The organism is Colwellia demingiae, from assembly GCF_007954275.1.
Lineage (GTDB): Bacteria > Pseudomonadota > Gammaproteobacteria > Enterobacterales > Alteromonadaceae > Colwellia > Colwellia demingiae.
Genome location: NZ_VOLT01000007.1, coordinates 111,740 through 128,468 on the forward strand (window position 1 = coordinate 111,740; position 16,729 = coordinate 128,468).

General features: G+C 38.4%; 13 protein-coding genes. 7 read left to right on the plus strand and 6 right to left on the minus strand.

Annotated elements, in window-relative coordinates; translation table 11 throughout:
* The first annotated feature begins 265 nt into the window (after positions 1 to 265).
* Positions 266 to 976, plus strand: coding sequence for a cupredoxin domain-containing protein (locus ESZ36_RS14420; RefSeq protein ID WP_146789159.1), 711 nt, complete (start codon positions 266 to 268; stop codon positions 974 to 976).
* Here ESZ36_RS14420 and ESZ36_RS22945 read toward each other — a convergent pair.
* Positions 900 to 1,160 (minus strand): hypothetical protein, encoded by a 261-nt coding sequence (locus ESZ36_RS22945; RefSeq protein ID WP_246129120.1) that lies wholly within the window; start codon positions 1,158 to 1,160, stop codon positions 900 to 902. The two genes, ESZ36_RS14420 and ESZ36_RS22945, sit on opposite strands and share 77 nt — an antisense overlap.
* A 119-nt stretch (positions 1,161 to 1,279) precedes the next feature.
* On the opposite strand from ESZ36_RS22945, the gene ESZ36_RS14430 reads away from it, so the two are divergent.
* The gene (locus tag ESZ36_RS14430) at positions 1,280 to 3,619 is read left to right on the plus strand and encodes a bifunctional diguanylate cyclase/phosphodiesterase (protein WP_146789160.1); all 2,340 of its coding nucleotides are present in this window, start codon (positions 1,280 to 1,282) and stop codon (positions 3,617 to 3,619) included.
* Complete coding sequence (locus tag ESZ36_RS14435) at positions 3,616 to 4,902, plus strand: hypothetical protein (RefSeq protein ID WP_246129110.1); 1,287 nt, start codon at positions 3,616 to 3,618, stop codon at positions 4,900 to 4,902. Before ESZ36_RS14430 ends, ESZ36_RS14435 begins: the two co-directional genes overlap by 4 nt.
* Positions 4,903 to 5,000: 98 nt before the next feature.
* On the opposite strand, the gene ESZ36_RS14440 is transcribed toward ESZ36_RS14435, so the two are convergent.
* A complete protein-coding gene (locus tag ESZ36_RS14440; protein WP_146789161.1) occupies positions 5,001 to 5,711 on the minus strand; it encodes a glycerophosphodiester phosphodiesterase in 711 nt (236 codons plus the stop codon).
* A gap of 389 nt (positions 5,712 to 6,100) precedes the next feature.
* Here ESZ36_RS14440 and rluF point away from each other — a divergent pair, with 389 nt between their 5' ends.
* A complete protein-coding gene (rluF, locus tag ESZ36_RS14445) occupies positions 6,101 to 7,045 on the plus strand; it encodes a 23S rRNA pseudouridine(2604) synthase RluF (RefSeq protein WP_146789162.1) in 945 nt (314 codons plus the stop codon).
* Between the two features lie 152 nt (positions 7,046 to 7,197).
* Here the strand turns inward: rluF and ESZ36_RS14450 are convergent, their stop codons facing one another.
* A complete protein-coding gene (locus tag ESZ36_RS14450) occupies positions 7,198 to 9,093 on the minus strand; it encodes a propionyl-CoA synthetase (RefSeq protein WP_146789163.1) in 1,896 nt (631 codons plus the stop codon).
* A 1,192-nt stretch (positions 9,094 to 10,285) separates the two neighbouring features.
* On the opposite strand from ESZ36_RS14450, the gene ESZ36_RS14460 reads away from it, so the two are divergent.
* Positions 10,286 to 10,504, plus strand: a complete 219-nt coding sequence (locus tag ESZ36_RS14460; RefSeq protein WP_146789164.1) for a helix-turn-helix domain-containing protein — start codon at positions 10,286 to 10,288, stop codon at positions 10,502 to 10,504.
* Between the two features lie 83 nt (positions 10,505 to 10,587).
* Here the strand turns inward: ESZ36_RS14460 and ESZ36_RS14465 are convergent, their stop codons facing one another.
* Together ESZ36_RS14465 and uvrA are read right to left on the minus strand one after the other, a co-directional pair.
* Positions 10,588 to 11,133, minus strand: coding sequence for a GNAT family N-acetyltransferase (locus tag ESZ36_RS14465; protein ID WP_146789165.1), 546 nt, complete (start codon positions 11,131 to 11,133; stop codon positions 10,588 to 10,590).
* 97 nt (positions 11,134 to 11,230) lie between these two features.
* Positions 11,231 to 14,062 carry an excinuclease ABC subunit UvrA gene (gene uvrA, locus ESZ36_RS14470; RefSeq protein ID WP_146789166.1) on the minus strand — a complete coding sequence of 944 codons (2,832 nt, stop codon included), beginning with the start codon at positions 14,060 to 14,062 and terminating at the stop codon, positions 11,231 to 11,233.
* Positions 14,063 to 14,425: 363 nt separating this feature from the next.
* On the opposite strand from uvrA, the gene ESZ36_RS14475 reads away from it, so the two are divergent.
* Positions 14,426 to 15,790, plus strand: a complete 1,365-nt coding sequence (locus ESZ36_RS14475) for an MFS transporter (RefSeq protein WP_146789167.1) — start codon at positions 14,426 to 14,428, stop codon at positions 15,788 to 15,790.
* 136 nt (positions 15,791 to 15,926) lie between these two features.
* On the plus strand, positions 15,927 to 16,142 hold the full coding sequence (locus tag ESZ36_RS14480; protein ID WP_146789168.1) for a dodecin: 216 nt from the start codon (positions 15,927 to 15,929) through the stop codon (positions 16,140 to 16,142).
* A gap of 37 nt (positions 16,143 to 16,179) precedes the next feature.
* Here the strand turns inward: ESZ36_RS14480 and ESZ36_RS14485 are convergent, their stop codons facing one another.
* Positions 16,180 to 16,665 carry a GreA/GreB family elongation factor gene (locus tag ESZ36_RS14485; protein WP_146789169.1) on the minus strand — a complete coding sequence of 162 codons (486 nt, stop codon included), beginning with the start codon at positions 16,663 to 16,665 and terminating at the stop codon, positions 16,180 to 16,182.
* Positions 16,666 to 16,729: the final 64 nt, after the last annotated feature.

Sequence of the window (16,729 nt, forward strand, 5' to 3'; positions counted from 1 at the left end):
TTCCTGAAACGAGCATCTTCAAGTAGAGCGGTTATAAGTATTGCAATGCAGTACTCATGACGAAGTTAGGTTAATAACCAGGTTGGTTTTAGCATGATTTTTCTTCGCTGAGTTTACTAAAAAATAGCGTGAAAAGTGTGCAGCCCTTGAAATACCTCAAGATATATGACAGTTCAGTTAAAATTAGCGAACATTAAGGCAACGATTTTCCACCAAGACAAAACTGGTATACACTGCACGCTCAAGTGAAATTTGATAGGAGTAGATGGTGAGCCATCCTTTTCTTTTGCGCTCTGCGCTTTTACATTATTGTGTCTATATTACTTCATTGTTTTTTATCTCGTTGGCCTCTTGGTCGGTGGAAGCTTGTTCAAAAGAAAATGCAACTTGTGTTCAAGTACACGTTAAGAATGTAAATAACAATCCTTTGAAAAATATGGTGGTGTATCTTGAGCCCTTAATGGGTCAAGTTTTATCACAACAGAGTAAAACGGTTGAAATTAGTCAGCATAGTAAATCCTTTATTCCCTATATAAGCGTTAGTCAAAGTACCTCTAAGGTCAACTTTGTAAATAAAGATGATATTACTCATCATATTTATTCAGCTGATAGTGAAAACAAATTCTCATTTAAAATTCGCGCAGGTAAAACTGATTCAACAGCGCAATTCAATCAAGCTGCAGAAATCGCCATGGGGTGTAATATTCACGATTGGATGAGTGGTTACCTTTTAGTAGTTGATACGCCATATTTTACTAAAACGGATGTTCAAGGGCTGGCTAGTTTTACCTTGAAAGAATTAGGAAAGTATCGAATTGTGGTATGGCATCCTCAAATGCGATCAGAAAATAATCGTATGATTATAGAAAAGGACCTTTCAATGGGTGACAACATCACTTTTACCTTACAGAAAAATATGGATGATATTCCTGTACAAAAAAGTGATGATGATTTTGATTTTCTTTCAGATTATTAGGGTCTGTTGAACTTTCGAGATTGTTTTTGCAGCGGTTTATTGGGTATTTATACAAGGCAGAGCCTTTGCCATGTGGTTGTTCCACATCAAAAGGCGATAACGCCGTAAAAATGACCAACAAACGCTGTCCGAAGGATTCGGCTAAAAGCGTTTTACTCTTTGTTGAGTAGAGTTTGCTTAGAATGACTAGGCTACACGCTACTCGCCGCGATTAAAACGCTTTACTATCTTTAATAAAGGCGAACAAAATTTAACGGCAAAAGATCAACAGACCCTAGTATAAAAAATATAAGAAGTTAATGAATGAAGAGTTTACAAAATAAAATATTTTTATTATTTGTCATATTGTTATTAATGGTTCAAGCCATTGCTTTTTGGACCCTATATAGCGAGAACAAAAATCAAGAAGCGGCAGAAATTAATAACCGTTTAACGACAGCAAAAACCATTTTTACTGAGTTATTTGATCGCAGGCTGACTTATTTATCCACTTTTGCTGAAACGGTAGCGAAAGATTATGGCTTAAAAGAAGTCTTTAATGAGGATACGCGCAGTTTATTATTTGCTTTAAATAATCATAGAAAACGCATTGATGCAGACTTGGCCATGACAATTTCTTCAGAAGGAATTATCAATGGGCAATTACAGCGATATTTCGTTAACGGCAAGGATAAAATTCGACAAGGTGCTGAACGAAATAGTGCTTTTCGTTTTACCGAATGGCTTGAAACTCCTCAAGCAGCGCATTTATATATGATTGATGATGCACTTTATCAAATGAGTTTATCTCCGGTTACTGTGGGAGCTAAAACGTTAGGATGGATCGCTTTTGGTTTTGAAATAGATAAGCGGTTAGCAGATGAATTCAAAAATATTACCGGTTTAAATACCGACTTTATTATCAAACATGAAGGTGCATGGCAGTTAATTTCAATTGCTAAAAATAATGAAAGTTACGATAAGTTACTTGAGTTGGCGGTGCAGGTTATTGAAAATAATACTCCTGATCAATATATCGCTACTCATTCATTAATTACCGAATTTGATAATCAAGAATTTGGTGTTGCTATGCATGGCTTACGGGCTAACTTTGTTGCTTTGTTACAAGAACAGTGGTGGAAATTTCTATTCCTAGCAGCGTTAACATTATTGTTGTCACTTACTAGCGCTTATTTTATTGCCGGTTCTATTAGTAACCCTATTAAACGCTTGGTTGCTCAAGCAAAAGTAATTGCCAGCGGAGATTATCAGCAGAAAGTTACGTTAAAAGATAACAATGAAATAGGACAACTTGCGGATGAATTTAATCAAATGCAAGCCGCAGTATTACAGCGTGAAGAAGCTATCACTCATCGTGCAGATCATGATCCATTAACGGATTTACCCAACCGAAACAAACTCAATAAAACCCTTAATAAACTCATAGAGCAACAGCAAAACTTTCTAGTTTTACATTTAAATCTTAGTCGTTTGAAAGATGTTAACGATACATTGGGTCATGATGTAGGTGATGAAGTTATTAAAGAACTTGCAAGTCGTTTACATAATCTTTGTCAAATGAATAGTTTTAAAGCGTTGGCGCATCTAGGAGCAGACGAATTTATTTTATTGGTAGAACATTTGAAGGTCGATGAAGCTATTTATCAACTAAGAGCTGAGCTTGAACCAATATTTAATTATCAGGGCATTAGCTTACAGCTGCAAGTTAGGATTGGCGTAGCAGCGTATCCTGAGCATGCTATTGATGATAAATCATTATTACAAATGGCAGATACGGCGCTTAATAGTACGAGAGAAAAGGGTAAATCAGTACAAATATACCATCCTGATCTTGATGTTAATACGGTTGAACGTTTAAGTTTGATTAACGATTTGAAACAAGCTATTCCAGCAGGTGAATTGGAATTACACTTTCAACCTAAAATGTGTTTAAAAACTAAAACGGTAACCCATGCCGAAGCATTGGTTCGCTGGCAGCACCCTACATTAGGTATGGTACCTCCAGATAACTTTATTCATATTGCAGAGCAAACAGGCCAAATTAAGGCGTTAACACGTTGGGTATTTGTTACCGCATTGGACCAATATAATGCTTGGAAAGAACAGGGTATTGATTTGAATATAGCGATAAATGTTTCTGCAGAAAATTTAAAAGAGAACGATTTTCATCACTTTATCTGTCAGTCAATTATGGCGGCGAAAGTACCTGCAGAAAAAATTACGCTGGAAGTGACCGAAAGCTCGGTAGTGGAAGACCCTGAGGCGGCAATTAAATTATTGGCAGAATTTAAAGATTACGGTATGAAAATATCTATTGATGATTACGGCACGGGTTATTCATCATTAGCACAGTTGAAACAATTGCCTGTACATGAACTAAAAATAGATAAATCATTTATTCAACACCTTGAACATGATGAAGATGATCAAATTATAGTGCGCTCCACTATTGAACTCGCTCATAATATGGGATTGCATGTGGTTGCCGAGGGAATAGAAGATGAATTTGCGTTAAATTGGTTAGCAGCTCATGGTTGTGAACTTGCGCAGGGTTATTATATCAGTAAACCAAAACCGGCAGTTGAGCTGACTCCATGGCTGATAGCACAGTTAAGTATTCAAGATGTTAAGGAAAAGGTGTGATTAAAACAGGCATAACGCTTTGCCAGTTTTTGGTTTTGTTGTTTTATTTTCCATTACAGATGGCGCTAGCGGCTGAATATACTGCGCATGGTATTGTAGATTTTAGAGTTAGCCAAATAGACTCTTTAGATAAAGGTTATCTCACTAGCGGACAAGGTAAGCTTGGCTTAGGTGATGGTCTACATTTTTCAGTGGCGCAGATTGGCGCAGATTTATCTGTCTCTTGGGAAAATGGTCTTAGTGCCCATAGCGTAGTGAATGCTTATCCTAAAGCTAGCGGTGATGGTGAAAGCACTGTGTTAGGATTTACTGAAGTCTATTTAAAATATCGCTCACTACCGACGAGTTCAGGTTATCGCTTTCAAACAAAAGTAGGTATCTTCTACCCTGAAATTTCTCTTGAAAATAATGCCTATGCTTGGGCAAGTAAAGACACCTTAGACTCATCAACAATCAATACCTGGCTTGGTGAAGAGATTCGGGTATTAGGCTCAGAGTTTAAAGTGACTCGTTTAGGGAGAATGAACAATAATAAGTATGATATATCACTGTCAGCGACCGCCTTTATTAATAATGACCCAGCAGGAGCTTTATTGGCTTGGCATGGTTGGACCATAAGTAATAGGCAAACGCTTTGGACAGAAAAACGTGCTTTTCCATGGTTTCCAGCTCGAGCTGATGGACAAGCATTAGCAGGACAAGCCGATAAATCGGATCCTTTTTTAGAATTAGACCATCGTGTTGGCTACCATGCACGAGGAGAATGGAAACTAAGAGGAAAGGGTGAAATATCCGCAGGTTATTATGATAACAGAGCAACACCTTATAAAGTTGTTGATGGCCAATATGGTTGGCGAACACGCTTTTATCACGTAGGCGCACGCTGGCGTTTTAATAAAAATTTATCATTAACTGCGCAGTATTTATCAGGTGATACTTTGATGCAAAGTGAAAGTCAGGTGGATGTAGTCAACAATGACTATGCCAGTGGTTTTGTCGCGCTACATTATAACTGGCAAGCGATCGTTGCTAATAAAAAACATAAAAGTACGTTGAGAGTTGAAGATTTTTCGGTGACAGATAATGATGATACCTGGGGTGATAATAACAATGAACAGGGTCAAGCGCTGACATTAAATCACAGTTACCGTTTGAGTAAACCATGGTTTTTATCAGCAGAATTTACCGTTATTGATAGCCACAGGCCTGCTCGATTTTATACTGCTCAGCCAGTTGACCTGATCGAAACGCAATGGCAGTTAGCTGCCCGTTATTTCTTCTAAGGGTAGATGAGTATCCTACACCTTTAAACTAGCTAAATACCCAATAGACCGCTATTGCTCAATTAAGCGCTTTGTTATTGAAAATTTACTCTCTTTGCTTATTTGGCAATACCATTTAAATGGGCAATATGGCTCTTGGCTTTTGTTGGGTAATTAGAAAATATACCATCGACACCTAAATGTTTCATTGCATTGATATCTTCCAATTCATCGACCGTATATACAAATACTTTTAAGCCTCGTTTGTGAGCATCGGCGACAAAATGCTCACTAATAAAGTCGACATCAAGGTGTACAGAATAAGCATTGAGTTGTTCGGCAAATTTTGCATAATCTAACGGGTAACATGCCGTAAGAGCGCCGATAGCAAAATCACTTCGCTGCTGGTGAATGGCATGTAATAACCTGTGATTAAAAGATGAAAATAAAACATCCTTACTTAATAGTTCAGTTGTTTTGATAGCGTCATCAATACATGAAAATAATAGTGTTAAATTTTTCACGGCTTTTAATTCAATATTGATAGTGCATTTGCCGGCTATTAGTTTCAGTACTTCGTCTAAGGTCGGGATAACTTCACCGTCACCAGCATCTAAACTGCGTAAATACTGATAATCATAGTTAAAAATTTGCCCATGACCTGATGTGGTTCTATGCAACCATCGATCATGAATAACAAATAATTTACCGTCAACTTCATGAATATCTATTTCAATACCATCTACTTCAGCAGCCAATGCTGTACGAATGGAGCGTAACGTATTTTCTGGTTCAACTCCGCTAGCGCCGCGGTGTGCAAAAATTAACATAGTTATACCAATTCCATTAAATTTATTCCCAACTCAGAGCTATGTCAGAGAAGCCAGAACAAATAAAATTTGTGCTGGTATAGTCATTCTATATTTAACAAATTTGTGAAGTTATTACTTTTCTGACAAGCTCCCAAGGGCGAGTTTAAAAGCTTTACATACATCGTTATTGATTTTGATAAGGACGCTGCATGGATGCAGCTTATTAGAGAATGCAGGAGCATATTCTCCTGAATAACCATTCTCTTCAATCAATGCCTTGCCTCTAAGCCTTTTAATTCTCGCTGAGTGAGAAATAACTTAATGGACTTGGTATGAATTAAATATGATTAATACATTAGTGTTGGTTTTAAGTATAATACCGAGTAACGAGATTGTACTAAAATAAAATGAGCAGCGACAAATTGACCACTTCGACTCCCCCAAAACGTTTAAATAAATACATTAGTGATTCTGGCTTTTGTTCGCGCCGTAGTGCCGATAAAATGATAGAAGCCAACCGTGTAACCATCAATGATAGAGTGCCAGAGCTTGGCACTAAGGTGTTAGCGGGTGATGTAGTTAAAGTAGACGGTTATGATATTGCACCAATTAGTGATGACAAGTCAGACCGTATCTATATTGCCTATAACAAACCTATTGGCATCACCTGTACCACTGAAAAACATGTGCGCGGTAATATTATCGATGCGATTGGTCATAAAAAACGTATATTTCCAATTGGTCGCTTAGATAAACCATCAGAAGGTTTGATCTTCCTCACCAGTGATGGTGATATTGTTAATAAAATTTTACGCGCAGAAAATGCACACGACAAAGAATATATTGTCACCGTTGATAAACCTATTAGTGAACGTTTCATCGAAAGAATGTCTCGTGGCGTACCTATTTTAGGGACCATTACCAAACCTTGTATCGTGCAAGTTAAAAGCCGTTTTGAGTTTACTATTATCCTTACTCAAGGTCTTAATCGTCAAATTCGCCGTATGTGTGAATATCTCGATTATGAGGTTTTAAAATTGAAACGCTCACGTATTATGAAAGTTGAGTTGGGGAATTTAACACCGGGACAATGGCGAGAATTAACGGAAAGTGAAATGGCCGAAATTAACCAAGCGGTTGAAGGTTCGAGTAAAACAGCTATTAATACAGCTCAGCCTAAACAGGCGGCTTCAAACATGAGTGAGCTTGAAGAGTTATCGGCCTCGTTAAACAATGCAGATAATAAAAGCGAATCGAAAACTAAGCAGAATACAGCTGTAAAAACATCTTCAAGTAACGAAGAAGATGCAAAAGATGTTTGGCCTTACAACAGCCATAAAACGAAAGACTAAATCAGCTCAAATAAATGCTTCTTACTGATTATTGAAAGAAACTTACATAGCGTGACTATGTAAGCTTTTTTTTGCATTGTAATTAAGACCATTCCGCATAAACAAGTTATCACTAAGTGAACACTTGCTTATACGGAAGGTATAATTATTTATTAGCTTTTATTGATACCTATTAGGGCACCTGAAAGCTCGGTAATTACTTGGCTATCTTCTATGGTTGAAGGTATTTCAATTTCTTGTCCATCAATCATCTGTCTCAGCGTTTTTCGTAAAATTTTGCCAGAACGCGTTTTTGGCAATCTATCAATGATAAGTAGTTTTTTCAATGATGCTATTGCGCCAATATCATTACGAATGCTTTGTTTTAATTCGCTAATGAGATCTTCATCACTGGTGGTAATACCATTTTTTATCACTACTAGCCCAAGAGGTACTTGCCCTTTTAAAGCATCGTGTATGCCGACAACAGCACATTCTGCTACAGCGGGATGACCCGATAAAACTTCTTCCATTTCACCAGTTGATAAACGATGCCCAGCAACATTGATAACATCATCAATACGACCCATGATGAAAAGATAACCTTCTTCATCAATATAGCCACCGTCTCCTGAGGTGTAATAGCCAGGATGATTTGATAAATATCCTGATACTAAACGCTCTGAATCACGATATATAGTGGCTAAACAGCCAGGAGGAAGTGGTAGCTTTATTGCGACACTACCTTGTTGTCCTGCAGGGACTTGTTGACCATCGCCATCAAGAATTTGCACATCAAATCCTGCTATTGGAAAACCAGCAGAGCCAGCTTTTGTTGCTACTATATTGCCAGAGCCGTCATCTAATGGCGTGCTGGCAATTGCCCAACCAGTTTCTGTTTGCCACCAATGATCTATTACCGGTAGTTGTGTTTTTTCTTTAAGCCAATGATAGGTTGCAGGGTCTAAGCGTTCGCCTGCTAGGAATAAGCGTTTCAATGATGAGAGGTCGTAGTCTTTAAGTAAGTCTCCTTCTGGATCTTCTTTTCCGATAGCACGAAAAGCGGTAGGAGCTGAAAATAAAGCATTAACTTTGTACTCAGCACACACACGCCAAAAAGCACCAGCATCAGGTGTTCTAATAGGCTTTCCTTCATAAACAATCGTGGTACAACCGGCCATTAAAGTGCCATAAATAATGTAAGAATGACCAACAACCCAACCAACGTCTGAGGCAGCCCAGAAGGTATCTCCTTTCTGCATGCCATAGATATTCTTCATGCTATAAAGCATTGCAACAGCATGACCGCCATTATCTCTTACCACACCTTTTGGTTTGCCAGTGGTACCTGAGGTATACAAAATATAGAGTGGGTCAGTACTTTTAACGGGGACGGGAGGAATTTCAACAGCAACGTCCATTTGTTCCTGCCAGTCAAGATCTCTGTTTGGTACCAGTTGCGCTTGAACTTCTTCTCTTTGATAAATAATGCAATTTTTTGGCTTATGGTTAGCTATTTCAATAGCTTGATCAATTAATGGTTTATAAGGAATAACTTTTGCTATTTCAACACCGCAGCTGGCGCCTACAATAACTTTTGGCTCAGCATCATTGATACGTACTGCAAGTTCATTGGCAGCAAAACCACCAAAAACGACTGAATGAATTGCACCTAGTCGAGCACAAGCCAGCATTGCTATAGCGGCTTGTGGGATCATTGGCATATAAATTAATACACGATCGCCTTTAGTAACATCCTGTGACCTGAGCACATCAGCAAATTTTGCCACTAGACTGGTTAGTTCAAGATAACTAAATTTTTGTTTCTGTCCGGTAACCGGAGAATCATATATCAGTGCAGTTTGAGCACCACGGCCTTGTTCAACATGATAATCCAACGCAAGATAACAAGAGTTCAATTCGCCATCGGCAAACCAATCATGCCAAGAATCAGTGTTTGTCGACAATATCGTTTGAGGTTTTTTGTACCAAGCAACTAGCTCAGACTGCTCTTTCCAGTAACTCTCGGGTGAATTGATTGCTAATTCTTGTTGTTCAATGTGTTTCATTATATTGGCCTTGTAGATAACTCGGATATACATACATTAAAACTGTCGACAAAATTAACCTATTAGACCTTAGGCTAATACCCAGGTAAACAGGGTGGTTTGTTCGACTTATGATTTACTGTTTAGTAATTGTTATTTAATGTTTATCGATAAATAAACATCGCTCTTCATTTGTTTGTTTTTCTAGTTAAATTGTTTTAAATACTTTGTAAAAAAAATAAAATTAATCAGTTATAATCTTTTTTTAGATGCGTATGTCGACAATTTGCCATCTTAAAGCATACAAGGTAGAAGAAGATATAGCGTTAACATAGCGACTGCTTTATGCTATATCCCGCCTTTTTTCATTATGTTAGTAGTAATCTTAGCCACAGTTTTTTGCATTATCTAGTCGCGTTGTGTAGTTAACACGACAATAATGTGGTCATTTCAGTGATATGCATGGTATTTAGTTGTGCCAGTGATATTGGCTTCTTATTACTGATCTAAAGTTGATTAACTTATACTCGTAGAAATTGTTACGCTTATATACCCGTTACCATTCAAGATGCAGGTTTTAGAGTGTTTGAGCAATTTCAATTCAAAGCGCTGTGATGAAATAATGGTTATTCAGGAGAATATGTTCCTGCATTCTCTAATAGGCTACATCCATGTAGCGTCCTTGTGAATCACAGCAACGATGAAGTGATGTTGTTCAATCGCTTCTTTGATGGGTTTAAAATTACTTTATACGGCGTTAAATAATCAAATTATAGAATGACTATGCTTTAATTATTTACCTTGCCTAAAGTGGTTTTAATTCCCACTGAAATACTGCACTTTGATTGGTAACGGGTATATATCTTTTATCGATTTGTTATTTATTACGTCGGATAGTTGTAAGCAAGCTATCCATTTTGATCATGAAGATACCCATGTTACTTCAAGATGCAGGATTCAGCTGGAATTAGAAGCGTCTTTAGGCAAGGTATTGATTGAGGATAATGGTTGTTCCCTTATCGAAATCAATAATGTAGCATAAAGCGTTTCTAAACCAGCCCTACGGGGATGTTTGAGCAAACCATGTTCTTCGTTACCTCTTTTTTTAAGGGAACAACCCTTAATAAAAAGAAGAGCCTCGATCATGAATTGCGCAGGCAACCTGAAACTCGCATTTTGAAGTATCATGGGTATAGAGGTTAATGGTGTCATTATGGCTATAATTATCACGTTAGATATCATGCTAGCAAAACGTAAAATGAAATTAAAAACGTTGGCAGAGAGGGTAGGGATTACGGCGCAGAATTTATCAATCTTAAAAAATGATAAAGCGCGTGCTGTTCGTTTTGATACGCTAAATAAATTGTGTGCGGTGCTAGATTGTCAGCCGGGTGATATTTTAACGTATGAAGCAGATAAGATTGAAGAGTAGTAATGCCAATTGGTATTACTACTCCGTATAAGTCGCACTGAGTTTAATAGACTCACTTAACCTGAGCTCAGAATGAAGGATACTTACTTATTTGTCACTGACATTTGATAATGCACAGCATCAAAGTCGCCAATGGGATCTTTATGTAAATAAGCTCTGACAAAGTTCATGCCCATTTTTTTCATCACGCCAACAGAAGCTAGATTGTCGGCTACGGCAAGTGCAGAAACATGAGTAACATCGGTATTGGCAACTACAGCATCTTTAATCGCTATTGCGGCCTCTGTAGCGTAACCTTTTCCCCAAGTGGTTTGGAAAAATCGCCAACCTAACTCTAAATCTTTAGTGTTGGGCGAGTCAGTAAAAAATGACATCGGACGGATCAATACCCAACCTAAATACTCCTCAGTTACTTTGTTTGATACTTGCCAAATTCCCCAGCCTAATTCGCTGTTTCGGTATTTGTTCATTCGTGGAATAAATACGCTGTTAACCTGCTCTATGCTGGTGGGCTTACCGCCATTAAGAAACTTCATTACTGCTGGGTCTTGATCTATCTCCCATAATGCTTGGGCATCTTTAGAGTCCATTAATCTAAACTTTAGTCGTTCACTATTATTGATGTGCATAAATACCTATTAAAAGAATAGAGGCATAACGTAATAGTTTTTGCGTTATGCCTTTGATGTTAATGATAAGGACGTTACTGTTATTAAAGTTAAGGCTTTATTTCGACGCTAACAAGGGTTTTAAAAATCGTGCTGTATGCGAGGTTTTATGCTTAGCAACTTGTTCAGGTGTACCTGTTACTAAAATTTCACCACCACCTGCGCCGCCTTCAGGACCTAAGTCGATAACCCAATCGGCAGTTTTGACAACATCTAAGTTATGCTCAATCACCACGATAGTATTGCCATGATCACGCAAGCGATGAATAACGTTTAATAGCTGCTTGATATCGTGGAAATGCAAACCTGTGGTTGGCTCATCTAGAATATATAAGGTTTTACCCGTATCTCTTTTTGATAACTCTTTTGACAGCTTAACGCGTTGTGCTTCACCGCCCGATAGGGTAATTGCTGACTGTCCTAGTTTGATATAGCCTAAACCAACATCGAGTAAGGTCTGCAATTTGCGATTAATCGCAGGAATAGCCTTGAAAAAGTCAAAAGCATCTTCAATGGTTAAGTCTAATACTTGATGAATATTTTTACCTTTGTATAAAACTTCTAATGTTTCGCGGTTATAACGTTTACTTTTACAGACATCACAAGGGACATAAACATCAGGCAAAAAGTGCATTTCTACCTTGATCATACCGTCACCTTGACAGGCTTCACAACGACCGCCTTTAACATTAAAGCTAAAGCGTCCGGCTTTATAACCTCGAGAGCGTGATTCTTGTGTTGCAGAGAAAATATCGCGCACAGCCGTAAATATGCCCGTGTAAGTTGCGGGATTTGAGCGTGGTGTTCGGCCTATTGGGCTTTGATCAATCTCGATAACTTTATCTAACAGCTCTAAACCATGAATGCTTTTGTAAGGAGCAGGTTCATCAACCGTCGCACCATTGAGTTCAATATGAGCTAATTTATATAAGGTATCGTTAATAAGTGTCGATTTACCTGAGCCAGAAACGCCAGTTACACAAGTCATTAAACCTGTAGGAATGACTAAGTCGACATTTTTTAAATTATTACCGGTAGCGCCTTTGAGTTTAACAACACTCTTTTTATCAAAAGCATGGCGCTGCTTTGGTATTTCAATTCGTTCTACCCCAGAGAGGTATTTACCCGTTAAAGACTCTTTACAATTGAGTATGTCATCTACGGTACCTTGCGCGATAATTTCGCCACCATGTACGCCAGCACCAGGACCAATATCCACCACAAAGTCTGCCGCACGAATAGCATCTTCATCATGCTCAACCACAATAACGGTATTACCTAAATCACGAAGGTGTAACAAAGTGCCAAGTAAGCGTTCATTATCACGTTGGTGAAGGCCAATAGATGGCTCATCTAAGACATACATGACACCCACTAAACCTGCGCCAATTTGGCTGGCAAGACGTATTCTTTGTGCTTCACCACCAGATAGGGTGTTTGCTCCGCGTGATAAATTGAGGTAATTAAGGCCAACGTTCACTAAAAAGCCTAAACGTTCGTTTACTTCTTTTAATATTTTTTCGGCAACTTGACCTTTCTGGCCAGTGAGCGTTAAACCTTGGAAGAACTTGAGCGCATCACTAATGGAAAAATCAGCCACGACAGTGAGTGGCGTATCCTCGATAAAGACATTGCGAGCTTCTAGGCGTAATCGACTACCATTACAATCTGGACAATGCTGTGAATTAAGGTATTTACCAAGCTCTTCACGTACCGAGTTTGACTCGGTTTCCTTATAACGGCGTTGCATATTATTGATGATGCCTTCAAAGGGATGCTTACGCACCACAACATCACCACGGTCGTTCATATATTTAAATTCAATTTCTTGTTCATCACTACCATAAAGAACAATTTTTTGGGCTTTGGCTGATAATTTATTAAAAGGTTTATCAACTTGAAATTTATAATGTTCGGCAAGGGCTTGCAGCATTTGAAAGTAATAAAAATTACGTTTGTCCCAACCGCGCACCGCACCACCAGCGAGACTTAACTCTGCGTTGGCAATCACGCGAGTGCTATCGAAATATTGTTCAATACCTAAACCATCACAGGTTTGACAAGCGCCTGCTGGATTATTAAAAGAGAATAAGCGTGGCTCTAACTCTTGCATACTATAACCACAGTGTGAACAAGCAAAGTTAGCTGAGAAAATTAGTTCTTCACGGTCCGGCTCGTCCATAAAAGCGACTTTGGCGGTGCCAGAGGTTAAAGTTAAGGTCGTTTCAAAAGATTCGGAAAGTCGTAATTGAATATCTTCACGCACTTTTATACGGTCAACGACAACTTCTATGGTGTGCTTTTTATGCAACTCTAACGGTGGAGGATCGGATAAGTCACAAACTTCACCATCAATACGCGCACGAATAAAACCTTGGGCAGCTAAGTTATCAAGTAGTTTTACATGTTCGCCTTTACGGTCTTGTATAATAGGCGCAAGTAGCATCACTTTCGTGCCTTCTTCAATCTCTAAAACTTTATCAACCATTTGCGAAACTGTTTGTGCTGCTAGCGCTTGACCATGCTCTGGGCAACGAGGCTCACCAACTCTGGCATAAAGTAAACGTAAGTAATCGTATATTTCAGTGATTGTACCTACGGTTGATCGCGGGTTGTGAGACGTTGACTTTTGCTCGATGGAAATAGCGGGTGATAAACCTTCAATATGATCAACATCAGGTTTTTCCATCAAGGATAAAAATTGACGAGCATAAGCTGAAAGCGATTCTACATAGCGACGCTGTCCCTCAGCATAGAGTGTATCAAAGGCAAGAGAAGATTTTCCTGAACCAGAAAGGCCGGTAATGACCACGAGTTTATCTCGAGGTATTGTTAAACTAATGTCTTTGAGGTTGTGCGTGCGAGCCCCTCTGACTTCAATATTCTTCATGCGTTTTTAACTCAAGTAGCGATAAAATAGAACCGATGATTATGTCATATAATTTACAGTATAAAAACTAATCTAGGGCAGAATATCAAATTAAACTGTTTATTTTTACAGTGCTTTATTGGCACTCAAGGAAAGGAAAAAAGGGTAATACCGAGTACATTAATTAATTGACCACTTAGCGAGAATTAAATGCCTTGCCTAAAAACGTTTACAATTCCAGCTGAATCCAGCATTTTGAGGTAGCTTGGGTATTGTGCTTAACACCTTGTTTTCATTGTGGGGATTTTGTTGTGCTTCTTAGCGTGGTAAACTATCGGCAATTTTTTCCGATTTCTTCATTTATTTTTAGGTTTTAGCAACGTTATGAGTGTTTCAGGTTTAAACCGTATTGAGAAAAAAGCCGCCTTTTCCTTAGCCAGTGTCTTTGGCGTGCGCATGTTAGGCTTGTTCATGATCTTACCCGTATTCGCCATTTATGGTGAACAGCTAACGGGTTATAGTCCAATTTGGTTAGGGTTAGCTATTGGAGCATACGGCTTAACGCAAGCTTTATTGCAAATTCCTATGGGAATTCTTTCGGATAAATATGGCAGGAAACCGGTAATTCTTGCCGGCTTAGTGGTCTTTCTCATTGGTAGTATTGTCGCGGCAATGTCCGAAACTATTTATGGTGTTGTGCTCGGTCGAGCAATTCAGGGGATGGGCGCTATTGCTAGTGCAATACTTGCTTTAGCCGCTGATTTAAGTCGAGAAGAACAGCGACCTAAAGTCATGGCAACCATTGGTATGTTTATCGGTTTATCATTTACCTTTGCTATGATTTTAGGGCCAATAGTCGCTGATGCCTTTGGTTTAAGTGGTTTATTTTGGTTCACAGGAATATTGACTATTCTTGCCATGGCGATGATTCAATTTATGGTGCCAAATTCAGTCAATAAAGCACCTCGTGGTGATAACGTTGCCTTGCCAGAGCAAATTACTCGTTTGATTCGTCATCCACAGCTATCCCGTTTAAATTGGGGCGTTTTCATTCTACATATGACACTTACGGCTTGTTTTATCACCTTGCCTAAACAGTTTGTGGCTAGTGGTTTATCCCTTGAAGATCATTGGCAAATTTACTTACCTACGTTGTTAGGCTCTTTCTTTTTAATGGTACCGTTTATGATTTTTGCCATTAAAAAACAGAAAGAAAAACCCATGTTCAGTGCCGCTATTACACTATTAGCGTTAGCTTTGTTTTTACTCTGGTTATTACCAAGTGGCTTCTGGAGCTTGGTACTTTCAGTTGTACTATTTTTCACTGCCTTTAACTATTTAGAAGCAACCATGCCGTCAATCTTATCGCGCATAGCACCAGCTGGCGTTAAAGGTAGTGCTATGGGGATATATTCAAGTAGCCAGTTTTTAGGTGCTTTTGTTGGTGGTATTCTGGGTGGTTTTATAGCGAGTCAGTATGGCGAGCAAACCATTTTCTTAGTGATGACAATAGTAACGGTTATCTGGTTGGGATTAAGTTTTGGCATGCAGTCATTGAAAAAATCTAAAAGTTTTAGCTTTGCGACCAATATTACCTGTGAAGAACAAGCTGATGAAATGGCTGAAAAATTAATCAATATGCCGGGTGTTATTGAAGCAACACTAGTGCATACAGAGGCAGTCGCTTATTTAAAGGTTGATGTTAAAACGGTAGATTTACTCGCTATTAAAGCTTTACTACAAGGTTAGGTTACAGAAATACTCCTCAGTTGAAGGTGTTCACGCTAGTTGAATTTTATACGGCTATCGTCGAGCACCTCTCAGCAATATATTAAAAGCACGCTAAACTAAAGATTACCTTTATACCAATTTAGCGGCGATTATCATGTCTGAACACCACATTTACAAAAAAATTGAAATGGTTGGCTCATCTAAAAATAGTATCGAAGATGCTATAGAGAATGCCTTGGCGGAGTGTAAAAAATCAATCAATAATATGGATTGGTTTGAAGTCATAGAAACCAGAGGTCATATAGTTAATGGCGCTGTCGGCCATTATCAAGTTACTTTGAAAATTGGCTTTAAAATAGAGTCAAGTTAGCTCGACAAAGTTCGAAAAATATCAGCTTAAGTAGAATTTATTTAAGCGCAGCAATGTAATCTTTTAGTTTATTGCTGCCGAGCACAATTTCTATATCATCATCTTGCTGTTTACCAATTAATGCCATTCCCATGGGAGATTTCGGTGATATCACCGTGATATTTTGTTGAGCTAATTGACAGCGAAATCCACCTGCGGCAGGCCCAATAAAGAACCAGTGATTAGATTCTAAATCAGCAGATAACTGTACTAAAGCACCTAAAGCAATATAACTGTCATTATTGTATTCAATTATATCGAGCATTTTATAGGCCTCGATAGCATGCTGGAACTCAAGCACTCGCTTAGACTGTCCTTCAGCCAAATAGCTCGCTTCAATCGCTAACGTGTCATATTGTGTTTCAGCAACACTTTGATCATCAACCGCAGCAGCATGTGCTTCGTTTGCAGCATCAATAGCTTGTTGAAGTTCTTTCGAAAGTGCCGTGACAACAATATCTATTAACTGTTTTTTATTGGGCATAAAATTTTATTCTACTGTTTATTTGAAGTTAATGTTAACTGGACGATTTTATCATAACTTGTAT